Below are 19,512 nucleotides of genomic sequence, written 5' to 3' on the forward strand. Positions count from 1 at the left end.
ATTAAAAAGGGATTTGTATGTATATCGCGCCATTAAACGACAAATATCATAGCGCTTAATGGTTGCCGAGTGCGAGTATAGCAAGTTTGCATTTATTTTTCTTGTTTGCCTTAAGTCTATACTGGCACGATATTATGCAGTCTAAGACTTTGGACCTACAGGACGCAGAACAATATCGCCGGTATGACGTTGAGCAATATTATCAATAAGCAGTTGGGTGACTTGCTCGTAGCTGAGTGACGCTTTGTTGTCATCCATAGAGATAAAGTCTGCTAACCGTAACATTTGCATGCCAGCATAACCGCAAGGGTTGATCGCGTTAAAAGCTGATAAGTCGCAGTTGATATTGAGCGCTAGACCATGATAACTAAAGCCATGTTTAATCTTGAAGCCTAATGACGCCACTTTACCTAGCATAATACTATCAACCTCTTTTACGTCAGCATTAGCTTCATCACAGCTCATATCTGAATACAGATAAACGCCTGGGGCATCGCGGCGAGCTTGAGCCATGAATCTGGAAGCTGAGCTTTCACTTAAGCCGTAACTCCTGAGGCAATCATTGATCACGTCTTCTAATGCTTGTTCTGCATGAGAGACTAAGTTACGTACGCTCCAGCCTAAGCTGTCTAAGTCAAACAGCCAATAGATCACTAACTGGCCATGTCCATGCCAAGTCACTTGTCCGCCGCGATCGGTTTGAATGATAGGGGTGTCTGTCTGCTGCAGTATGTGCTCTTTTTTGCTTGCTTGTCCTAAAGTATAGACATCGTTGTGATCGACGATCCACAGCTCATCGGGGGTACGCACGCCTTGCTGCTGCTTTAGCGCAATACGTTCTAATATGCGCTCTCGCATAGCATCATTGGTCGGAATATAGTCAGCAGCATTTAGGGTCTTGCTAACGAGCGTATCGGTAATCTTCAGCATTGGTTTTGCCATTTTTATCTCTATTTTCAAAAACAGGACGCGCCTTACTTATCAGCCTGACGTAATGGAAATAATTAGGAGATTTAGTGTAGCAGTTTTTATAACAGACGTATAAAAAGATGAGCAAAAAGTTGTTTTAGTAGGCGCTTAAACACGGTTTAAAGGAGCAAGCTCACCTTATTTTCCTCGCACAAAATCGCAGCGTAGTTAAAGCTTAATTATGGTCGAAGTAGATAAATGACAAACGAAGAAAATAGATTCGAACCTATAAGTCTGTTAATCGTGCTTTTCATTCGCCAATCAATAGGCTACATTAGATAGCAACCCGCTAGTGCGTCTTGACGCTAGCTTTTATGACAAGGACGACAAATGACAGATACACAGCAAACCAACTATCAAGCTGATGATCATATTATTGAGCAAGCCGGTGATCATATGGCAGACAAACCAAGTAAGTCGCCTAGCATTGCGACGACTATTGATGAGATGCAAGCACAGTTTTCGCGCTTATATAAGCTGAGCCGCGATCAGCCTATCAATGATTGGGCCACTCGTGATGAGCAATTAGATAACTTGGAGCTGATGTTAAGCGACAAGCAACATAGCTTAGCGCAAGCGATCAATGCCGATTTTGGCTATCGTAGCGAATCTGAGACGCAGTTTGCAGAGCTATTTCCAAGCTTTACCGGTATCAGCCACGCAAAAAAATACGGTAAAAAATGGATGAAGCCGCGCCGCGCTGCCATCTCGGCGCTCTATATGCCAGCTCATAATGAGATTCAGCCGCAGCCACTAGGCGTGGTCGGTATTATGGTGCCATGGAATTATCCGCTATTCTTAGCCGTAGGGCCGATGATAGACGCTCTTGCGGCGGGTAATCGCGTCATGGTAAAAATGAGTGAAGCGGCGCCGAAATTTGCGCAAGCATTTGCAGAGGCGGTGGCGCGCTATTTTTCGCAAGATATGGTCTGCGTAGTATTAGGAGAGGTTGATATTGCTGAGGAGTTTAGCAAACTGCCTTTTGATCATCTGCTCTATACCGGCTCAACCGCCGTCGGCAAAAAGATAATGGCAGCAGCAGCACCTAATCTAACGCCAGTGACGCTAGAGCTCGGTGGTAAATCGCCGGTTATCGTTTTAAATGGTGCCAATCTTGAGTCAGCGGTCAACCGCGTAATGATGGGTAAAACCCTCAATGCTGGTCAAACTTGTATCGCCCCTGATTATGTCTTGGTACAGCGTAAAGATCATGAGGCATTTATTAGCTTAGCCAAAGAGTGGATGGATAAGCACTATCCTAATATTGCTGATAATCCAGATTATTCCCGAATCATTAATAATCAACAATTCAAACGCGTAAAAGGCTATCTCGATCAGCTATCTGGTGAAGGCGTGCATCAATTAACCGATGCCCAGCCTAATATCGACACCCGCTTGATGCCGCCAGTTATCGTCAGCGAGCCTAATGATGATAGTGAAGTCATGCAAAATGAGATTTTTGCCCCTGTGCTGCCGTTAGTGCATTATGACACGCTAGAGGACGCTATCGACTATGTCAATGCGCGCCCGCGTCCACTTGCGCTATATGTCTTTGGTGATGATCAAAATGAGATTGAGCAAGTGCGCTCGCATACAGTATCAGGTGGTATGTGTATCAATGAAGTCGTGCTACATGTCGCGCAGCATGATTTACCGTTTGGCGGTGTGGGTCATTCGGGGACTGGAGCCTATCATGGTCAAGCAGGTTTTGAGCGCTTAAGCCATATGAAGCCTGTCTTTATCCAAAGTAAAGTCAATGGCTTGAACTTACTATTGCCGCCTTATGGTGGGTTCTTTAAACGAGCAATGGGCTTGATGCTAAAGTAGCTTTTGCTTTAAATGACTTGAAGTAGATAATAGCGTTTATTTTGATAAACGCTATTTTTTTGAAAAAATACTGTCAAAACTCGTGAAGGTTATACATACTATTTAATACCCATATTTCATGGTACTGCGATCACTGTCTAATGACTATAAGCTAACGGCTATAAAAACGAATAGCTATGAAGACCAGTAGTTATATAGACTAATAGGCATAAAGACTAATAGCTATAAAAGTTCGCCTTGATCATGAGTAGACATCGCTAAAATAATAAACAGGATTTATTATGCGCCAATGGATTGCTTTTAGCTTACTACTATTAAGCTCACTATTACTGCCTCTATCTGCCTCAGCTGCGGATTCTTTATCGTCTTGTCAGACCCCTATAAAGTTTGGCTCACTCACTTGGGAGAGCGGGCAATTCACCACAGGTGTCCTCAAATACATCACCGAAAGTGGCTACGGCTGCGTCGTTGAAGAAGTACCAGGAGCGGGGCCTGCGCTTGAGAACGCGCTATTGCAAGATGATATACAAGTCATCGGTGAGCAGTGGATAGGGCGTTCCCCCATCTTAGAGCAAGCTATCGAAGATAATAAAGTGACGATCATTGGCGACACGTTAGAAGGCGGTGCGACGCAAGGCTGGTACGTTCCGCAATACGTGATGGATGATAATCCAGGTCTACGTCGCTATCAAGACCTGCCTGATTATGCTGAGCTATTCACCGATCCTGAAAACCCTGGCGAAGCTCGTTTTATGAACTGTCCTGCAGGCTGGGCTTGTGAGATATTCAATGTGCGCTTGCTCAAAAATACCGGCTTAGATCGTATCTTTAATGTCACTAGCCCTGGAACAGGAGCGGCACTCGACGCTGAGATTTCCTCAGCGTTTGAGCAGCGTAAGCCGTTATTGTTTTATTACTGGCAGCCGACAGGGCTGATGGCGAAATACGACTTTGCGCCGCTCAAGTTTCCGGCACATGATGAGAAGTGTTGGGATGATTTATTATTAGCTAATGGTACCTCCGATTGTGTGACTGGCTTCCCCGTTTCCCCGTTAGCTATCGCGGTATCTACTCCGTTTCTCGATAGCAATCCAGAATTGACGCAAGCCTTCAAAAAAGTACAGTTCACTCCCGACCAGCTCAATGGCGCTATCTTGGAGATGAGTGAAAATAAGCGTAGCGGTGATGAGCAAGCTCTGCTGTTTTTGCAACAGAACCCTGATATTTGGCAAAACTGGCTCTCTACAGAAGCCGCCACTGCATTGGCGACTGATCTAGGTATTCGTTTGACAGGTACAACTGCTGGGGATACGAATATTGACTCGCCGCTAAATGACGCTACCCAATCGGGTAATTTATTAGGTCTGTCATCGAGCTTTCCAGAATGGTCGCTTGAGACCCCGCTTAATAAGACGCTAGCATTGGTGGTTCGAGATTATGGAGAGGTGTTTCGTAGTATTAGTCGCGTGACCCTAACATATTTATTATTGCCTATTGAGCGCTTGTTGACAGTGATTCCCCCTTGGCTGATTATTGCGTTAGTGACTGTATTAGCTTGGTTTGGGGTGCGTAAAGTATGGTTTGCTATCGCTTGCGGAGTCGGGCTGTTTTTGATTGGCGCTTTTGGGCTGTGGGGCGCTTTGATCGATACCTTGGCTTTATTGATCGTCTCAGTACTAATCACTGTAGTCATCGGTATTCCTATCGGTATTGCAATGTCGGGGAGTGTCTTATTACGCAAAATCGTTACCCCCATTCTCGATGTCATGCAAACCATGCCAAGCTTTGTCTATCTGATTCCAGTGCTGATGCTGTTTGGTATCGGTAAGGTGCCGGCGCTATTCGCTACTATTATTTATGCGCTACCGCCTTTGATACGTTTGACGACTTTAGGAATCAAGCAGGTCAATCATGAAATGATCGAAGCGGGTCGCTCGTTTGGTAGTACGCACTGGCAGCTGCTGATATGGATTAAGCTGCCGCAAGCGCTGCCGAGTATTATGGCAGGGATCAATCAGGCAGTGATGATGTCGCTGGCGATGGTAGTACTAGCCTCGATGATTGGTGCACCGGGGCTTGGCGAAGATGTACTACAATCTATTCAAACGCTCAATATCGGTCAAGGGTTACAAGCAGGTACAGCAATCGTCATTGTAGCGATTATTATTGACCGTATCAGCCAAGCTTTTGGTCAAGGTAAGCGTGCGCGCCAAAAGACTATTGAAGAAGGCAGGCGCCCAACGATTGGTTAAGTTGCCCTTTTTGTTGTGCTTATACGTCTAAATCGCAAACACGGACATGAATAATAAATATTGAGAAAAATGATGGATCATATTAAATTAGAAAATATCAGCAAGATCTATAATGCAAGCCCCAAGCAAGCGCAGTCTGCCTTAGACTTATTGGCTGAGGGAATGGATAGTACGCGTGTTAAGGCGCAAACTGGCTATTCGGTCGGTCTATACGATATCAACTTATCAATCGAAGCTGGCGAGCTGCATTGTATTATGGGCTTATCAGGCTCAGGTAAATCAACCTTGATACGCCACCTCAATCGCCTAATTGATCCTACTACCGGTAAGATTTGGGTCAATACGCAACAGGATAGCGGCGCCACTCACAAGCCAAGTGAGACGAGTCAAAAGCCTTCATTAGCTCACAATACCAGCTCTGAAATCAATATCTTAGATTTAGATGATAAAGGCCTGCAGCAGTATCGCCAGCATACGGTTAGCATGGTGTTTCAGCATTTTGGGCTGATGCCGCATATGACGGTGATACAGAATGTCGCTTATGGACTGCGTGTGCGTAAGATGAGTGTCAGCGAACGTCATCAGATTGCTCGTCATTGGCTAAATGAAGTCGGTTTGCCCAATCTTGAGAATAGCTATCCTGATGAGCTATCGGGCGGTATGCAGCAGCGGGTAGGGTTGGCGCGCGCTTTAGCCACTGACAATCCAATATTGCTGATGGATGAAGCCTTCTCCGCACTTGATCCGCTTATACGTGGTCAACTACAAGATCAGCTATTAGAGCTACAAGCTCGGCTGAATAAGACCATCGTCTTTATCACACATGATATCGATGAAGCGGTCAAAGTCGGTCAGCGTATTAGCATCTTAAACGGCGGCCGCTTAGTACAAACAGGAACGCCAAATGGGCTGCGAGACCATCCTGCCGATGACTATGTCGCGCAGTTTATGAGCGCTAAGCATTAAGCCACGATAGATAATGATATTTCGCGCTAAAAACCTGTCTAAAGTAAGTTTTGTATAGCGCTCTTTTGAGTAAAATATCATTACTTATTAACAGAATCTTAATATTCAGACAGTATTGTTAACATTGCCTCATTGTTTTAGCTTATTAATGCTCATATTATATGGCTAAAACAAGCTGCTTAACATAGCGTTAATTCACTTTAGAAATAACGTAGCACGCTTAAATGCACAATAGTCTTACTTTAGAAAAAAAAGATCAGCCAAAGCTCTTTTCTCTTCAACACCTATTCTATACAGCCCATAAAACCTTCTTTAAGTTGGCTCTCGTTTTTCAAGAATCCGTAATAACCTTTTGATGTTAAAGCTGTTATACAAAAGACTTTGCCAAAAATAAATATTGCCTATAAAAGAATGACCGACGCTATAGATAATGAATTTGGATAAATAACATGATGACAAATAATAAGCCTCGTCCGCTTTGGCTCAAGCAGATCAGCGCTGCAAGCTTAACAACCGTATTGAGCGCCGGATTATTACTAGCCTGCGGTCAAGTCAGTAACGCTGAAAGTGGCGCGAGTAACACGCCAAAAAGTCAAAACAAAGGGGTGAGCCGTTCACGTGATATGCTGCCATCTGACATGTTAAAACAAATGCAAGCCTTGCCGCAATTGACACAAGGACTAGGTAGCAGTGGCTCCTCAGTTATTGACCCTAACAAGCCGACCTTGATAAAGTTTTGGGCAAGCTGGTGTCCGTTATGTTTAGGCACGCTTTCGGAAACCCAAGAGTGGCGCACAGATCCTAAGTTTGCGGATCTAAATGTCGTCACCGTAGCCAGTCCGGGACATCTCAACGAAAAAGCTGCAGGCGAGTTTGCAAGCTGGTACGCTGGTATCCAAGCCGACTATCCTCAGCTGCCCGTATTAGCAGATGCTTCTGGTCAGCTAATTAGCACCCTTGGCGTCCAAGTCTACCCAAGCTGGGCGATACTCGATAAAAAAGGCAATCTAGTACATCTGGTTAAAGGCAATATTTCAGCCGAGCAAGCCTATGCGCTAGCGGATAATGCGGACAATGACTTTGCAGAACTCAAGAGCGGGCAAACCAAATCGGTACAAGCGCAGACCTTAGATAATAACCCTAAGATAGAGACTATCAAGCAAAAACAGGGCGTTTATTATAATGATAAAGGCCTGCCAATTAAGACACGTAGTATCTACTTAGCCGGTGGCTGCTTCTGGGGTGTAGAGGCTTATATGGAGCGCGTCGCTGGCGTCGTCGATGCGGTATCCGGCTACGCCAATGGCGATACTGCCAACCCAAGCTATGAAGAGGTTATACGCGGCTCAGGGCATGCTGAAACGGTAAAAGTCACTTATGACGCCGATAAGACCGACTTAGAGACTATTTTGAAATACTACTTACGTGTGATTGATCCGACCAGTGTCAATAAGCAAGGTAACGATCGCGGCGTGCAGTATCGCTCAGGGATTTATTATACTGATAAAAAGGACAAGGCTGTTATTGATGCGGCGCTGACACGAGTGCAGAGTCAATATAAGCAGCCCATAGTCGTTGAAAACGAAGCGCTCGATAATTTTTATTTAGCGGAGATGTATCATCAAGATTACTTGGCCAAAAACCCTAACGGCTATTGTCATGTTGATTTGAGCTTAGCTGATGATAAGCTGGAAGAGAGTGGCAGTAATAACAGTAACGACATTCAACCAACCAAACTTGCGCCTGTCAGCACCGTTGCTGAGGCTTTAGATCCAAAACGCTACAGTGGCTATAATAAAAATGCACTAAAAGATACTCTGACGCAAGCGCAATATAATATCACCCAAGAGGCGGGCACTGAGCGCGCGTTCAGTCATGAATATGATGACTTATTTGCACCCGGCATTTATGTCGACGTGGTGAGTGGTGAGCCGTTATTTTTATCGACCGATAAATATCAGTCGGGCTGCGGCTGGCCGAGCTTTACTAAGCCTATCGACAAGCAAGTGATCACTGAGCGTGATGATTTATCTTATAACATGGTGCGTACTGAGATTCGCTCGCGAGTAGCCGACTCACATTTGGGTCATGTGTTCCCAGATGGGCCGAAAGATCGCGGCGGTTTGCGCTATTGCATTAATGGCGGAGCGTTACAATTTATCCCCGTCAGTGTCATGCCGCAATCAGGGTATGCACCGCTTGTGAAACTGGTTAAATCGTAACCGTCTTAAGGTTATTAAGCGGCAAATAGGCAAATGCTAGATAATGGCGTTATACTTAGGCTTTGATTTGTTTATCGTCGTTTGTTGCAAAAGCCCTTTATTACAAAAAATCATATGCTAAGGTTACCGCATGGCTGTTATTCATACCCCAATTATTACCTCATTGCTTGACAATGATCTCTACAAGTTCACTATGCTACAAGCAATGCTGCATCAGTTTCCGCAGACGCATGGGGTATATCGTTTTCGCTGCCGCAATAACAATGATGTCGCTTATCCACTAGCGACTATCAAAGACTCGCTAGAGCAGCAATTAGACAGTTTATGCCAGCTGCGATTTTTGCCTGATGAATTAGAGTACTTGCGAACGCTACGCTTTATGCGCTCAGATTTTGTCGATTATTTAGAGCTATTTCAGCTCAAGCGCCGCTTTATCACTGTGAGTACTGATAGCAAAGGGCGCTTGTTTATCGATATCGAAGGACCAATGATTCAAGCGATGTTCTTTGAGGTATTTGTTCTAGCTATCGTCAATGAGCTATATTTCAATGCGTTATCCAATCCGCAAGTCATCGCAGAAGGGCAGCGCCGCCTAGATGCCAAAGTGGCTTTGCTGCATCAGTATGCCGAGCAGCAGGACAACAATGAGCGTGATGTACCGCGCTTTATCGTTGCTGATTTTGGCACGCGTCGGCGCTTTAGTAAACACTGGCAAGCGCATGTAGTCAAGACTTTGCATCAGGCCGAACCCAAAATTATCAGTGGTACCTCTAATGTTCTCTTGGCAAAGACACTAGAGATGACGCCAATAGGTACGATGGCGCACGAGTTTATGCAAGCGTTTCAGGCCTTAGATGTGCGTCTGCGTGACTCGCAAAAGGCAGCACTAGAAGCTTGGGTGCACGAGTATCGCGGCGATTTGGGTATAGCCTTGACCGATGTGGTAGGGATGGATGCGTTCTTACGCGATTTTGATTTGTACTTTGCTAAGCTATTCGATGGCCTACGCCACGATAGCGGTGATCCTTATCTTTGGGGTGATAAAGCTATTGCCCACTATAAAAAGTTAAAAATCGATCCAAAAACCAAGATTATCACTTTCAGCGACGGCTTAAACTTAGAAAAAGCGTGGGAGCTGCATCAGTACTTTAAGGATCGCATCAGAACCAGCTTTGGTATTGGTACTAATCTCACCAATGACATGGGGTTGACGCAATTAAATATTGTTCTCAAACTGGTGGAGTGTAATGGTCAGCCAGTTGCGAAAATATCGGATAGCCCTGGCAAAACTATGATTAATAATGACACTTATCTGGCTTATTTACGGCAAGTGTTTGAGGTGGATGAACCAGAGTAATAGAATTATTTACAAGTAAAATCTCTTTAACAAGTAGCATTAGATCTAGATGTAGGGTTCGTCCCACGGACCCTACAAAAATTTTATTATCTAGTTCAACTACTGCTCTTCATTCTTCTCAATTACCTCTTCAGCGAAGGCGGCATCTAGCGCTTGCTGTACGGCGTTGATTCGAGTCTCACAGACACGGTAGGCCGCTATAGACTCTTCGACTGTGGTCATAAGATTGTCGATATCTGGCTCATCCTGCTGTTGTAGCTCTGCGGCATTAGTTTTTAGAATATCGTAGGCCGCCTTAAAGGTTTTTGGGGCGGCTTTTTTACGTCTGCGAGTCGAAGTGGCCATAAGGTTTCCTTGATTGCTGTTAAATTAAAATCATTGTAAATGAAAATTTCTATAGAGTGTTATTGTCGTCGTTGGTACGACTATTAGCTTCTAAGCTTTTGACGTTTAAGATTTGCGCCGTTGCTTGCCCATCTTTTAGCATAATCTTAATAGTTTGGTCAGGATAGAGCTGACTGCTACTAGTCAATACTTGCTGACCTTTATCAGCCATTAGCATACTATAGCCTTGTTTTAGTACTCGCGTAGGCCGATGCAGTAGGACAATATCGCGTAGATGTTCGCTGTTGCGCTGCGCTTGCGCTAGTTGCTGCTCGGCGCTATGTAGTAACGTTTTTTGATAGTTTTTGGCTGCGATACTGGCCGCTGTTAAGTGCTGGTGCGCGCCTTGCTGTATTTGAGCTTGCCAGTCGCTAGTCACTCTAGCCGCTTGTTTGACTTGACGCTGCGCGCTTTGCTGAATGCTTTGCCAAGCGTAATTGCTGTCTTTTTTCAGCGCGGTAAGTTGCCCGATAGTCTGTGATTGTAGTTGGCTCAGTTGTCTCACGCTTTGCTGCTGAGCAACTTTGAGCTGACGCTGCGCCGCTTGCTTGATCTGTGCTTGATAAGTCAAAGTTTGCGCTGTTAGGCGAGCTAAGTGAGCGATAATTGCGGCTATCACTTTGGATGGCGTATCAAAACTGCTATGCGCCACTTCATCTAAGATAACTTTATCGCGCTCATGACCGATACCGACCCAAACCGGTACCGGCTGCTCAGCGACTAATGCTGCAAGCTCGTAGTCATTGAGATAAGCTAAGTCGCCAACCGCGCCGCCACCACGAATAATCACTAGAAGATCAGGCAGACGCTGATAGCGCTCATAAAACTGCTGCTGAGCGCTGACGATAGCTTGGCGTATCTCGCTTGGCGCGTGATTGCCCTGAAAAGTGGCATGATGATAATGAAATTGGCAAGCACCAGTTGTCGCTAGACGATTGGCATCCGCTTGAAAATCACCTAGTCCGGCGGCTTTTTCTGGCGCAATGACAATCACGTGCTCGATATCGAAAGGAGCTTCTAGCTGCTGATTGAGTTGCATTAAGCCTTCGCCGCTCAAGCGATCGACCATCTGCGCGTATTGCCGCGCCAGATCTCCTAGCGTGTAGCTTGGATCAATATCTTCAATCGTTAAGGAAAATCCATATTGAGGGTGAAAGTTCGCTGATACTTTAAGTAGGACGGTCAGATCACGACTGAGCGCCATACCCGTAGCGCGTTCAAACTTAGCGAGTACGCGCGCGGCTTTAAAGCGCCAGAGGTTACCTCGGCAGCTAGCAACCACTTTGCCATCATCATCCTTTTCGGCTAATTCAAAATAATAGTGGCCGCCTTTGCTAGAGAGGTTACGAATCTCAGCCTTCACCCAAACCCGGTGGGCGAAGGTTTGCTTGACGACCATCTCAACTGCGCTCAAATAGTCGCTTAAACGTAGCACGGTGTCTTCAAGGTTATTTTCCAGACTACTCTCAACCTCAGCCAATTCTGCTTCTAAAGTCGCTAAATCTTTGGCAGGCGCTAAAGTTTTGGCATTAGAGGGCTTAACAGAGCTGAGGTTAGGTTTGCGCATAGAATCAGACCGAGTAGGGAGAATAAAAATAAACGATAATAAGTTGCTACGACATTTAAGCCCTCTACTTTACCTTAAAACATAGCGCTAAGCTAAACCAAATTGAGAAAATGGCTCAAGTTTGAAGAGGCAGCTAATGTGTTTAAGGGAGGGATCAAACGCTAAATAAGCTTTGAGCCTTACTGGCAGCGAAAGTTAATCGTATATTCATAGTCATCATCGCGTGACAATTCAGGCGAGCCTGTCCCAAATATAGTTCCTATTACCGCGCCAGCCTGTCCAACCATACGGCCAGTACGCTCATTCAAAATTCCATTATATTTAACGGTGTCTTTGACGACGATGACTTGTTTACTACGACAAGTTTTATTAGCACTAGTGATGGCATTTTGCTGAGCTTGTATCTTTGTTTCGCCAAGTCCAGTGGTCTCATAAGTTGAGTCAGCGCGCTGGATAACTGGAGATGAGGGCGTACTTTGACAAGCGCTCAGCGCCAGTGCTGCTATCAGGGTTGCTGCCAAGCTTATAGGCTTTGTCATGCTATGAGTATTGCTAGGTGCTATATTAAATATTGTCATAAGTTACCTTCCTGTTCATATTGAAAGACGAGTGTTAAGAGACTAGAGTCAAAAGCCGAGCATCTCTAAAAGCTCAAAAAGTTACTAGTCGTTATTGACGCTATATATTTAACCCATTTGTCGCCTTAACGTCTAGGGGCTTACTATATGTACTTACTTGCTGTCAGTGCCAAGGCCGAGTATTAAGCCGGCCATGATTTAGTGGCAGCAGGATTAAAACAGCAAATCACTTGAAATATAGCAGATTTCTAGCATAATTGACCTCACTCTCTTAACTGGTCGTTACTATTATGCCCTTAATTCCTGCTCCTGCTGGTGTGCTAGAAGTTGATGCGCTTTGGCAACAAGACAATCCTTGCAACCCTAATACCGATACTGTAGCGCTATTATGTCATCCGAACCCGTTATTTGAGGGCACGATGAATAATAAAGTAGTCACTACCATGTACCGATTTGCCCGCGACAACGGCATGCACGTAGTACGTTTCAACTTTCGCGGGGTGGGGCAATCGACAGGAGAACATGACTATGCTGAAGGTGAAGTTGTCGATGCCATGACCGTGTTACAATGGTTAGCAGGACAGACCGATGCCCGCAAGCTGTGGCTAGGAGGCTTCTCTTTTGGCGGGTATGTGATTGCTCGTACCGCTGAGCAAGTCTTAGTGTCGCCGCACGTCTGGGGGTTAAGCGATTTTGAGATTGCGAATGTCGCGCTCATCTCGCCTTCAATCGAAAAAAACGATAGTGAGCATATTGCTTTGCCGATTGAGAAAACGTTTGAGATTTATGGCGATGCTGATGAGGTCATCTCACCTGATAACATGCAAGCTTTTGCTGAGCGTTTAGGGATTGATGTCAGTGTAATCGAAGGCGCGGGGCATTTTTTCCACGGGCGTTTAACAGAGCTAAAAAAGCTATTAGAGCAGCATAGTTTCGGTTCTGACAGCTAGCTGAGTGCTTACAAAGCGTAGGTACTACTTACAAAGTGCAGGTGCTATATAATAGCTATAGAATAGTAGACCTAGAGCACGTTATAGTATTCGTATAGCTAGAATAATAATTATTGCTTTATATAAGTTGCAATATAGTCGTAAACATTTAGCCGTGTTGGTCTAGAGGGTAGGGTTGGTATAGCAAGCACAACTGCTTCAGCACACCTTACTTTGACGAGTCTATCCTTATTGTCTCAGTGTAAAAGACATAAGTTAGTAAGAATAGACGGCCAAAACACTTTTTTACTTTTGTTAAATATGAGTCGTATTATGAGATTATCTCCATTACAGCGCTACGAGCAAGCCATCAGCTCTGAAGACTTTACCCGAGATGAACAACAATATATAGCAATGAGCTATCTTGATGATCTTTATCATCAGCTTAATAATACGGTCGAAGAAAAAAAGGGCATTTTTGGGTTTTTTAAATCTAAACCTGCCGCGCCAAAAGGCCTATATATGTGGGGCGGCGTCGGCCGCGGCAAAACCTGGATGATGGATATGTTTTATGATTCGCTGACCATAGAGCGTAAGATGCGCCAGCATTTTCATCATTTCATGCAGCGAGTGCACAAAGAGCTTAACCAGCTCCAAGGCCAAAGCGATCCTTTAGAAAAAGTAGCCGATATTATCTATGACGAAGCCGTGATTATCTGCTTCGATGAGTTTTTTGTCTCTAACGTCTCAGACGCGATGATATTAGGCGACTTGTTTACGATGCTTTTCAATCGCGGCGTCACTTTGGTTGCTACCTCAAATATTGAGCCGGCAGGACTGTACAAAGATGGCCTGCATCGTGACCGCTTTATGCCAGCTATCAAAGAGGTTGAGACGCATACTACGGTGATGAATATCGACTCCGGTATCGATTATCGTTTGCGTGTCTTGCAGCAAGCAGAGCTATACAAATCACCTATGACGCGTGAAAACCATAATTGGCTTGCCAACCGTTTTGCTAGTCTATCGAACAATCTTAAAATCAGTAGCGAGCCTATCACCGTCAATGGCCGCGAGATTAAGATTAATGCCCGCACCGAAGATATCTTGTTTTGCGACTTTCGCCACTTATGTATGCAGCCGCGCTCCGCTGCTGATTTTATTGAAATTGCCAATCGTTTCAGCACCGTTCTGATTAATGCTGTCCCGGCGTTAGATGATGACCTGCGTGACCCGACCCGCCGCTTTATCTACTTAGTCGATGAGTTTTATGATCGTAGGGTTAAACTTTTGGTACGTGCTGAGCAGTCTATCCTGGATCTCTATCAAGGAGAGAAACTAGCCTTTGAGATTGAGCGTACTCGTTCACGCTTGCTTGAGATGCAATCAGAGGACTATCTAAAAATGAAGCATCGACTTGATGATGCCGCATAAGCATTTTATAGGTTTAAGTGCCTTACAAGCTTAAGCACCTTAAAAATCAAAGGATAATAGTGTAAAACTTCTCGATAAAATGATAACGGTAAAAGAGCTATTTATACCCATAAAAGCAATAATAATCATAATAGCCGACTACTATAAAAGGATGACAAATGAGTACGCCAAGAGAGCGCTTAATCACCGAGGAAGATGAACAGAGCGTAGCAACCAAAGAAACTTCTAATCATGAGAGTGACAGTCTTGAAACTAACCTTCGTGAAAATAGTAATGATCAAAGCGATATGGAAGGCAAACAGTTGCTAGATGAGACAGCACTTTCGGAGAGTATGATGCTCAGCGATGAGCAGTTGATAGAGTGGATTAAGTCCAGGCGCACCATTGGCAATCTACAAGAGCCGGCGCCTACTCACGAACAAATCAGAGCAGCGATTGGCTGCGCGGCAACAGCACCCGACCACAAAAAACTGCGGCCTTGGCGTTTTATCGTGAGCGAAGGTGAAGCGCGTCAGCAGCTAGGACAAGCATTACTTGAGGCAGCAGAAGCGCAGGCGGCGAGAGCAGGCGTGACGCTATCGGATAAGACCCGAATAAAGACCGCCAATCTGCCAATGCGAGCGCCAGTGATTATTACGGTCGTCACCAAGATGCAAGAGCATAAAAAAGTTCCGCCCTTTGAGCAGATGCTTAGTGCTGGGTCAGCGGTGCAAAACCTACTATTAGCGTTGATGGCCCAAGGCTTCGGCACCGTATGGCGCACGGGTCTGCTATGTAACGAGCCTGCGGTTAAAGCTTATTTTGATGTTGCTGATGATGACTATGTGGTCGCCTTTATTTATACTGGCACGAGTCCAAAAGCAAAACCTCGCAGAAAACCTATGGACATAGAGCCGCTGCTGCGTTTTGAGTCTTAAAGACTTATTGCGGCTAAGAGTAATGATAGTTGCCCTAGATTTGCGCCAAAAGATTTGCGCCAAAACATTTTTGATGAAGAAGTATAAAGTGCATGATAGCTACTCGATTCATCCTTTAAGCACTGACAATATGGATATAAGTATATGACAAGCTCCTCAGATACAGATAGGCAAGATAAAAATGCTGATAACGCAGAGCTCGAAAATAATCAAGCTAAAGAAACTGCAGGCCGCGACAATCTTAAAAATAACGACAATAGCAATGAAAACAAACCTACTGGCCTGATAGCTAGTATCCTTGATCGAGCTACTAAATCAGGATTTGGTCGCAAAAAATTAAACCCTAATAAAGTTGAGGCGGCGGTAGCCAAACAAATGGATCAAATACATAAAAACCCAGAAAAGATACGTCTGACAGTATTGGGCGGCGGTAGTTTCGGTACCGCAATGGCAAACCTAGCAGCGCGAAACGGCTGTGACACCACACTTTGGGTACGTAATAAGCGCACCGTCAAGTCTATGGCAAAAACGCAGATGAATAAAAAGTATCTGCCCGGGTATAAGCTAGACAATCGCTTAAAGTATAGCTACGACTTAGAAGCTGCGGTGAAAAATAAAGATATTATCTTTTTAGCAGTACCCAGCTCAGCCTTTCGCGAGACTCTCAAGAACATCAAACCATTTATCAGTGGCCAATCGATTGTTTCGCTTACGAAGGGCATGGAAAAAGACACCTTTGCAATGATGAGCGATATCATTAAAGATGAGTTGCCGGAGGTGAACTTTGGGGTAATGTCAGGGCCAAACTTGGCGGTTGAAATCATGAAAAATATGCCGTCAGCGACGGTGATCGCCAGTGAGTCAGAGCCGCTACGGCATGCCGTACAAGCGGCGTTACACAGCGCTTTTTTCCGAGTATTTGCTAGTGATGATATTCGTGGTGTTGAGCTTGGCGGCGCGCTTAAGAATATTTATGCTATCGCTATGGGCATGGCCGCTGCCTACGATGTTGGTGAAAATACCAAAGCGATGCTTTTGACGCGCTCACTGGCTGAGATGAGCCGCTTTGGCGTAGAAGAAGGCGCGAATCCGCTTACTTTCTTAGGTTTATCTGGCGTAGGCGACCTTTATGCTACTTGTAATTCAGAGCTGAGTCGAAACTTTCGAATTGGCAACATGCTCGGACGCGGTATGAATATCGATGCGGCGGTCAAAAAGTTAGGGCAAACCGCTGAAGGGGTCAATACTATTCAGCAAGTACACGAAAAAGCCAGTAAGCAAGGTATCTATATGCCCATCACGCATGCTCTGCACGCTGTCATCTACGAAGACAAGGCGGCGTTAGGAGTCGCGCTACATTTGATGGAAGCAGGCTTTCGCAGTGATGTAGAGTTTGTCATGCCGCATGACCATAGTAATGCGTCGCTTACCGCGCAGATGAATGCTGCTAGCAGTACTAACGACAGTGGCGAGGATAGTCGCGACAACAGCATTGACAACAATGACAGTAATAACGACAAAAATAAATAATTATTATTAAAAGTAAATCAAATAATGATTAGCAAAGGGAGTGCTATGAAGATTATACTTATGCGCCATGGACAAGCTGAAGACTATCCGCATCCAAGCAGTACTCATCCAGAGGATAATCGATCCGACAGCACTCGGCAGTTGACCGAATACGGTCGTCAGCAAGCAGCGCAGACGGCTGATTATATTATGGAACATTATCGTCCTGACTATTTTGTGGTCAGTCCGTACGATAGGGCGCAGCAGACGCTAGCTGAGCTCCAAGCGCGTGCGACCGATGTGCCAGCTAGTATACAAGATAATATTACGCCCTCAGACGATGCTCATGCAGCACTGATAGAACTTGGACATATTGAAGCAAACTGTCTGGTAGTAGTTTGTCATATGTCTATTATAGCTCATATTGCCAGCTTACTAACCGGCGCTAGCCCTGAGGCGTTTTCATTAGCTGAAGCGCGAGTGTTTGAGATGGAGTTTGTGATGTCAGGAATGGCCAAAGAGAGTGACCGTTTTGTGCCTATGCAGCTTTAGTCAGCACTAATAAATCATGCCTTCTCAAAAATAGTCAACTTCAACCGCTAAATATCAAAGGACACCTCTATTGTTACATGTTTGGTTAAGAGAGCAGCATAGCCCACTCGCAGTTTGGCAAGCAGAGGCTAAGCAGTGGCAGCTAGTAGATAACTGGCAGCAGCTGCAAGAGCGTTATAACAGCTATAAAGGTGGTAACGCCAAGCGGTTATGTCTGTATTTTCCTTCTAGACATGTGCTACAAGTGGATACTGAGCTAAGTGCTAATCAGCTTAAGCAGTTAGGCGATACTGGCAAGCAGTACTTATTTGAAGAGACCTCAATCACACCAGTCGAGCAGCTGATGGTGCGTCAGCAAAGTTACGCGAGTCATCATCATCTCTATGCGCTAGCGAAAGAAGATATTGACTCATGGCAACAAAGCGCGATACTGGCAGGGTTTAGTATTGGCGCGCTGCTGCCTGATTTTTTGTTGTTACCGGTTCCAGAGGAAGGTGCAGGTCAGCAGGTAGTGCTGTATGAAGATAAACACACCACTTTACTGCGTCAGTCGTTGCAGCAGGGCATGGCAGTCAGCTACCTGCCACTGATGGTTGAGCGCTTGCCTCATCTCAGTGAGCTATGCCTAGTAAGCGCTGTCGATGACTCTGTAGCGAGTATAGAGTTGTCACAATTCGCCGCCCAGCAATTACTATTAACTCAGATTGCTGCTCAGCCTGAGCCCGTCGATATACCCGATCGTCACGCTTTGAACTTTTTTATAAAAACCTCAGACACTAAACTATCCCCTTATTTACGGGTGGCTGCTATGGTGGCGCTATCAGCACTGGTATTACAAATGGCTGCAGATGGTTTACAAGCCTATCGCTATAACCAAGCAAGTGTGGCAACCCAAAGCGCTATCGGCAAACAATTTCAGTCTTGGTTTCCAGAAGATCGCCTTAATTCGCGTACGCTACTACAGACGCAAATGGAAGCAAAATTGCGCAGAGATAGCCAAGCTCAGTCTTCCCACATAGCAACTCTAGCGCGTATATCGCCTCTCATTAAACAGTCTTCATTAACTGCGCAAAGCCTAGTTATGCAGCCAAGCTCTCTTAGTTTTACGCTTATTGCGCCGAATCGCAATAGCCTTGATGAGTTTGCTAATACGCTAGTCACTCAAGGAATAGCGGCCAGCTTGCAAAGCGTCAATGGCAATGAGCAAGGCGAGTTCAGTGGCCAGATAATGGTAAATATAGGGGATAATAACGTTGAAACTGGCAAATTATCAGCCTCTTAATCTAGTTGTTCAGTGCCATACGATATGTCATTTTTAATTATTTATAACTTATTATCATTTAGGTAAAATAAGGTTCAGTGATGAATAGACCGCATCGCCGTAATAGCACTAACTCTTCAAATGCTTCAAATATGGCGACTAGCAGTAGTGGCTCTAGTCATACTTTTTCTGAGCGTTTAAGTCGCTACCAATCGATATTATGGACACGCTGGCAAGCGCTTTCTCCACGCGACCAGTTGGCTTTAGGAATCTTGTCGCTATTTTTATTGCTGTTTATTGGCGGTTATGGCGGCTATAGTGTCAATCAAGCTGCGAAAGATAGTAAGGCGCAGTACCAGCGGCAAGTGGCTGATTATTTTTGGTTGCGCGCGCAAGCGAGCAATATCGACAACAACGCGCTCAATGCTAATACTGATGGCGCGATAGTTGCCCCTGCGACGACGGTCAGTTCTCTGTTAACCAATGCGGGTATTGCTAATGCTCAGGTTGCTGCGGTTGGCGATACGGTGCAATTAAGCTTTACCAACCCGAGCCAAGCGCTTGTCAGTAGCGCGCTTGGTAAGCTTAGTGAGCAAGGTTGGCAGTTCACTCAGCTCGAGATGCAGCAAGATATCAATACCAAGCAAATTCAAGTACAAGCCACGCTTGCTTCTTAACGGTTAGGTTGGCCTGCAATCTTGAAAATCGTTTTAATAGCCGCAATATCAGATAGGTAGGCGCTACTGAGTATTCAAGCTTTATTATTAAAGCTATAACTTGGTTTTATG

General features: G+C 45.1%; 16 protein-coding genes. 12 read left to right on the forward strand and 4 right to left on the reverse strand.

Annotated features, from left to right (window positions below; translation table 11 throughout):
- Positions 1-141 precede the first annotated feature (141 nt).
- The gene (gene lipB / locus ACTXGJ_RS00730; RefSeq protein ID WP_439241012.1) at positions 142-942 is read right to left on the reverse strand and encodes a lipoyl(octanoyl) transferase LipB; all 801 of its coding nucleotides are present in this window, start codon (positions 940-942) and stop codon (positions 142-144) included.
- A gap of 357 nt (positions 943-1,299) precedes the next feature.
- Between lipB and ACTXGJ_RS00735 the strand changes: the two genes are divergently transcribed.
- The 5 genes from ACTXGJ_RS00735 to pncB all read left to right on the forward strand — a co-directional run bounded on the left by ACTXGJ_RS00735 (position 1,300) and on the right by pncB (position 9,593).
- Positions 1,300-2,796 (forward strand): coniferyl aldehyde dehydrogenase, encoded by a 1,497-nt coding sequence (locus ACTXGJ_RS00735; protein ID WP_439241010.1) that lies wholly within the window; start codon positions 1,300-1,302, stop codon positions 2,794-2,796.
- Between the two features lie 281 nt (positions 2,797-3,077).
- Positions 3,078-5,048 carry a glycine betaine ABC transporter substrate-binding protein gene (locus tag ACTXGJ_RS00740; protein WP_439241008.1) on the forward strand — a complete coding sequence of 657 codons (1,971 nt, stop codon included), beginning with the start codon at positions 3,078-3,080 and terminating at the stop codon, positions 5,046-5,048.
- Positions 5,049-5,120: 72 nt separating this feature from the next.
- Positions 5,121-6,014, forward strand: a complete 894-nt coding sequence (locus ACTXGJ_RS00745) for an ATP-binding cassette domain-containing protein (RefSeq protein ID WP_439241006.1) — start codon at positions 5,121-5,123, stop codon at positions 6,012-6,014.
- 452 nt (positions 6,015-6,466) lie between these two features.
- The gene (gene msrAB / locus ACTXGJ_RS00750; protein WP_439241341.1) at positions 6,467-8,236 is read left to right on the forward strand and encodes a bifunctional peptide-methionine (S)-S-oxide reductase MsrA/peptide-methionine (R)-S-oxide reductase MsrB; all 1,770 of its coding nucleotides are present in this window, start codon (positions 6,467-6,469) and stop codon (positions 8,234-8,236) included.
- Between the two features lie 130 nt (positions 8,237-8,366).
- Positions 8,367-9,593, forward strand: a complete 1,227-nt coding sequence (gene pncB, locus ACTXGJ_RS00755; RefSeq protein WP_439241004.1) for a nicotinate phosphoribosyltransferase — start codon at positions 8,367-8,369, stop codon at positions 9,591-9,593.
- A gap of 99 nt (positions 9,594-9,692) precedes the next feature.
- On the opposite strand, the gene xseB is transcribed toward pncB, so the two are convergent.
- The 3 genes from xseB to ACTXGJ_RS00770 form a co-directional block, all read right to left on the reverse strand.
- Positions 9,693-9,938: an exodeoxyribonuclease VII small subunit gene (xseB, locus tag ACTXGJ_RS00760; RefSeq protein ID WP_439241002.1), complete on the reverse strand. Its 246-nt coding sequence runs from the start codon at positions 9,936-9,938 to the stop codon at positions 9,693-9,695.
- Positions 9,939-9,987: 49 nt separating this feature from the next.
- Entirely contained in the window at positions 9,988-11,544 is a 1,557-nt protein-coding gene (gene xseA / locus ACTXGJ_RS00765) for an exodeoxyribonuclease VII large subunit (protein ID WP_439241000.1), read from the reverse strand.
- A gap of 179 nt (positions 11,545-11,723) precedes the next feature.
- Positions 11,724-12,083 carry a hypothetical protein gene (locus tag ACTXGJ_RS00770; protein ID WP_439257377.1) on the reverse strand — a complete coding sequence of 120 codons (360 nt, stop codon included), beginning with the start codon at positions 12,081-12,083 and terminating at the stop codon, positions 11,724-11,726.
- A gap of 329 nt (positions 12,084-12,412) precedes the next feature.
- Between ACTXGJ_RS00770 and ACTXGJ_RS00775 the strand changes: the two genes are divergently transcribed.
- The 7 genes from ACTXGJ_RS00775 to gspM all read left to right on the forward strand — a co-directional run bounded on the left by ACTXGJ_RS00775 (position 12,413) and on the right by gspM (position 19,401).
- Positions 12,413-13,072 (forward strand): alpha/beta hydrolase, encoded by a 660-nt coding sequence (locus ACTXGJ_RS00775; RefSeq protein WP_439240996.1) that lies wholly within the window; start codon positions 12,413-12,415, stop codon positions 13,070-13,072.
- A 312-nt stretch (positions 13,073-13,384) separates the two neighbouring features.
- Positions 13,385-14,485: a cell division protein ZapE gene (gene zapE / locus ACTXGJ_RS00780; protein WP_439240994.1), complete on the forward strand. Its 1,101-nt coding sequence runs from the start codon at positions 13,385-13,387 to the stop codon at positions 14,483-14,485.
- A gap of 287 nt (positions 14,486-14,772) precedes the next feature.
- Positions 14,773-15,402 (forward strand): nitroreductase family protein, encoded by a 630-nt coding sequence (locus ACTXGJ_RS00785; RefSeq protein ID WP_439241339.1) that lies wholly within the window; start codon positions 14,773-14,775, stop codon positions 15,400-15,402.
- Positions 15,403-15,546: 144 nt separating this feature from the next.
- Positions 15,547-16,932: an NAD(P)H-dependent glycerol-3-phosphate dehydrogenase gene (locus tag ACTXGJ_RS00790; protein ID WP_439240992.1), complete on the forward strand. Its 1,386-nt coding sequence runs from the start codon at positions 15,547-15,549 to the stop codon at positions 16,930-16,932.
- Between the two features lie 45 nt (positions 16,933-16,977).
- The gene (locus ACTXGJ_RS00795; RefSeq protein WP_439240990.1) at positions 16,978-17,463 is read left to right on the forward strand and encodes a SixA phosphatase family protein; all 486 of its coding nucleotides are present in this window, start codon (positions 16,978-16,980) and stop codon (positions 17,461-17,463) included.
- Positions 17,464-17,533: 70 nt separating this feature from the next.
- Positions 17,534-18,745, forward strand: coding sequence for a type II secretion system protein GspL (gene gspL / locus ACTXGJ_RS00800; RefSeq protein WP_439240988.1), 1,212 nt, complete (start codon positions 17,534-17,536; stop codon positions 18,743-18,745).
- 80 nt (positions 18,746-18,825) lie between these two features.
- Positions 18,826-19,401 (forward strand): type II secretion system protein GspM, encoded by a 576-nt coding sequence (gene gspM / locus ACTXGJ_RS00805; RefSeq protein WP_439240986.1) that lies wholly within the window; start codon positions 18,826-18,828, stop codon positions 19,399-19,401.
- The last annotated feature ends 111 nt before the right edge of the window (positions 19,402-19,512 follow it).

Origin of the sequence: Psychrobacter sp. 1Y11 (assembly GCF_052259045.1) — a bacterium.
GTDB lineage: Bacteria > Pseudomonadota > Gammaproteobacteria > Pseudomonadales > Moraxellaceae > Psychrobacter.

Coding starts and splice junctions, on each gene's coding strand:
- ACTXGJ_RS00745 (WP_439241006.1), top strand. CDS start 5,121: ATGGATCATATTAAATTAGAAAATATCAGCAAGATCTATAATGCAAGC.
- gspM (WP_439240986.1), top strand. CDS start 18,826: ATGAATAGACCGCATCGCCGTAATAGCACTAACTCTTCAAATGCTTCA.
- xseB (WP_439241002.1), bottom strand. CDS start 9,938: ATGGCCACTTCGACTCGCAGACGTAAAAAAGCCGCCCCAAAAACCTTT.
- ACTXGJ_RS00770 (WP_439257377.1), bottom strand. CDS start 12,083: ATGACAAAGCCTATAAGCTTGGCAGCAACCCTGATAGCAGCACTGGCG.
- pncB (WP_439241004.1), top strand. CDS start 8,367: ATGGCTGTTATTCATACCCCAATTATTACCTCATTGCTTGACAATGAT.
- ACTXGJ_RS00735 (WP_439241010.1), top strand. CDS start 1,300: ATGACAGATACACAGCAAACCAACTATCAAGCTGATGATCATATTATT.
- msrAB (WP_439241341.1), top strand. CDS start 6,467: ATGACAAATAATAAGCCTCGTCCGCTTTGGCTCAAGCAGATCAGCGCT.
- xseA (WP_439241000.1), bottom strand. CDS start 11,544: ATGCGCAAACCTAACCTCAGCTCTGTTAAGCCCTCTAATGCCAAAACT.
- ACTXGJ_RS00785 (WP_439241339.1), top strand. CDS start 14,773: ATGGAAGGCAAACAGTTGCTAGATGAGACAGCACTTTCGGAGAGTATG.
- ACTXGJ_RS00775 (WP_439240996.1), top strand. CDS start 12,413: ATGCCCTTAATTCCTGCTCCTGCTGGTGTGCTAGAAGTTGATGCGCTT.
- ACTXGJ_RS00795 (WP_439240990.1), top strand. CDS start 16,978: ATGAAGATTATACTTATGCGCCATGGACAAGCTGAAGACTATCCGCAT.
- ACTXGJ_RS00740 (WP_439241008.1), top strand. CDS start 3,078: ATGCGCCAATGGATTGCTTTTAGCTTACTACTATTAAGCTCACTATTA.
- lipB (WP_439241012.1), bottom strand. CDS start 942: ATGGCAAAACCAATGCTGAAGATTACCGATACGCTCGTTAGCAAGACC.
- ACTXGJ_RS00790 (WP_439240992.1), top strand. CDS start 15,547: ATGACAAGCTCCTCAGATACAGATAGGCAAGATAAAAATGCTGATAAC.
- zapE (WP_439240994.1), top strand. CDS start 13,385: ATGAGATTATCTCCATTACAGCGCTACGAGCAAGCCATCAGCTCTGAA.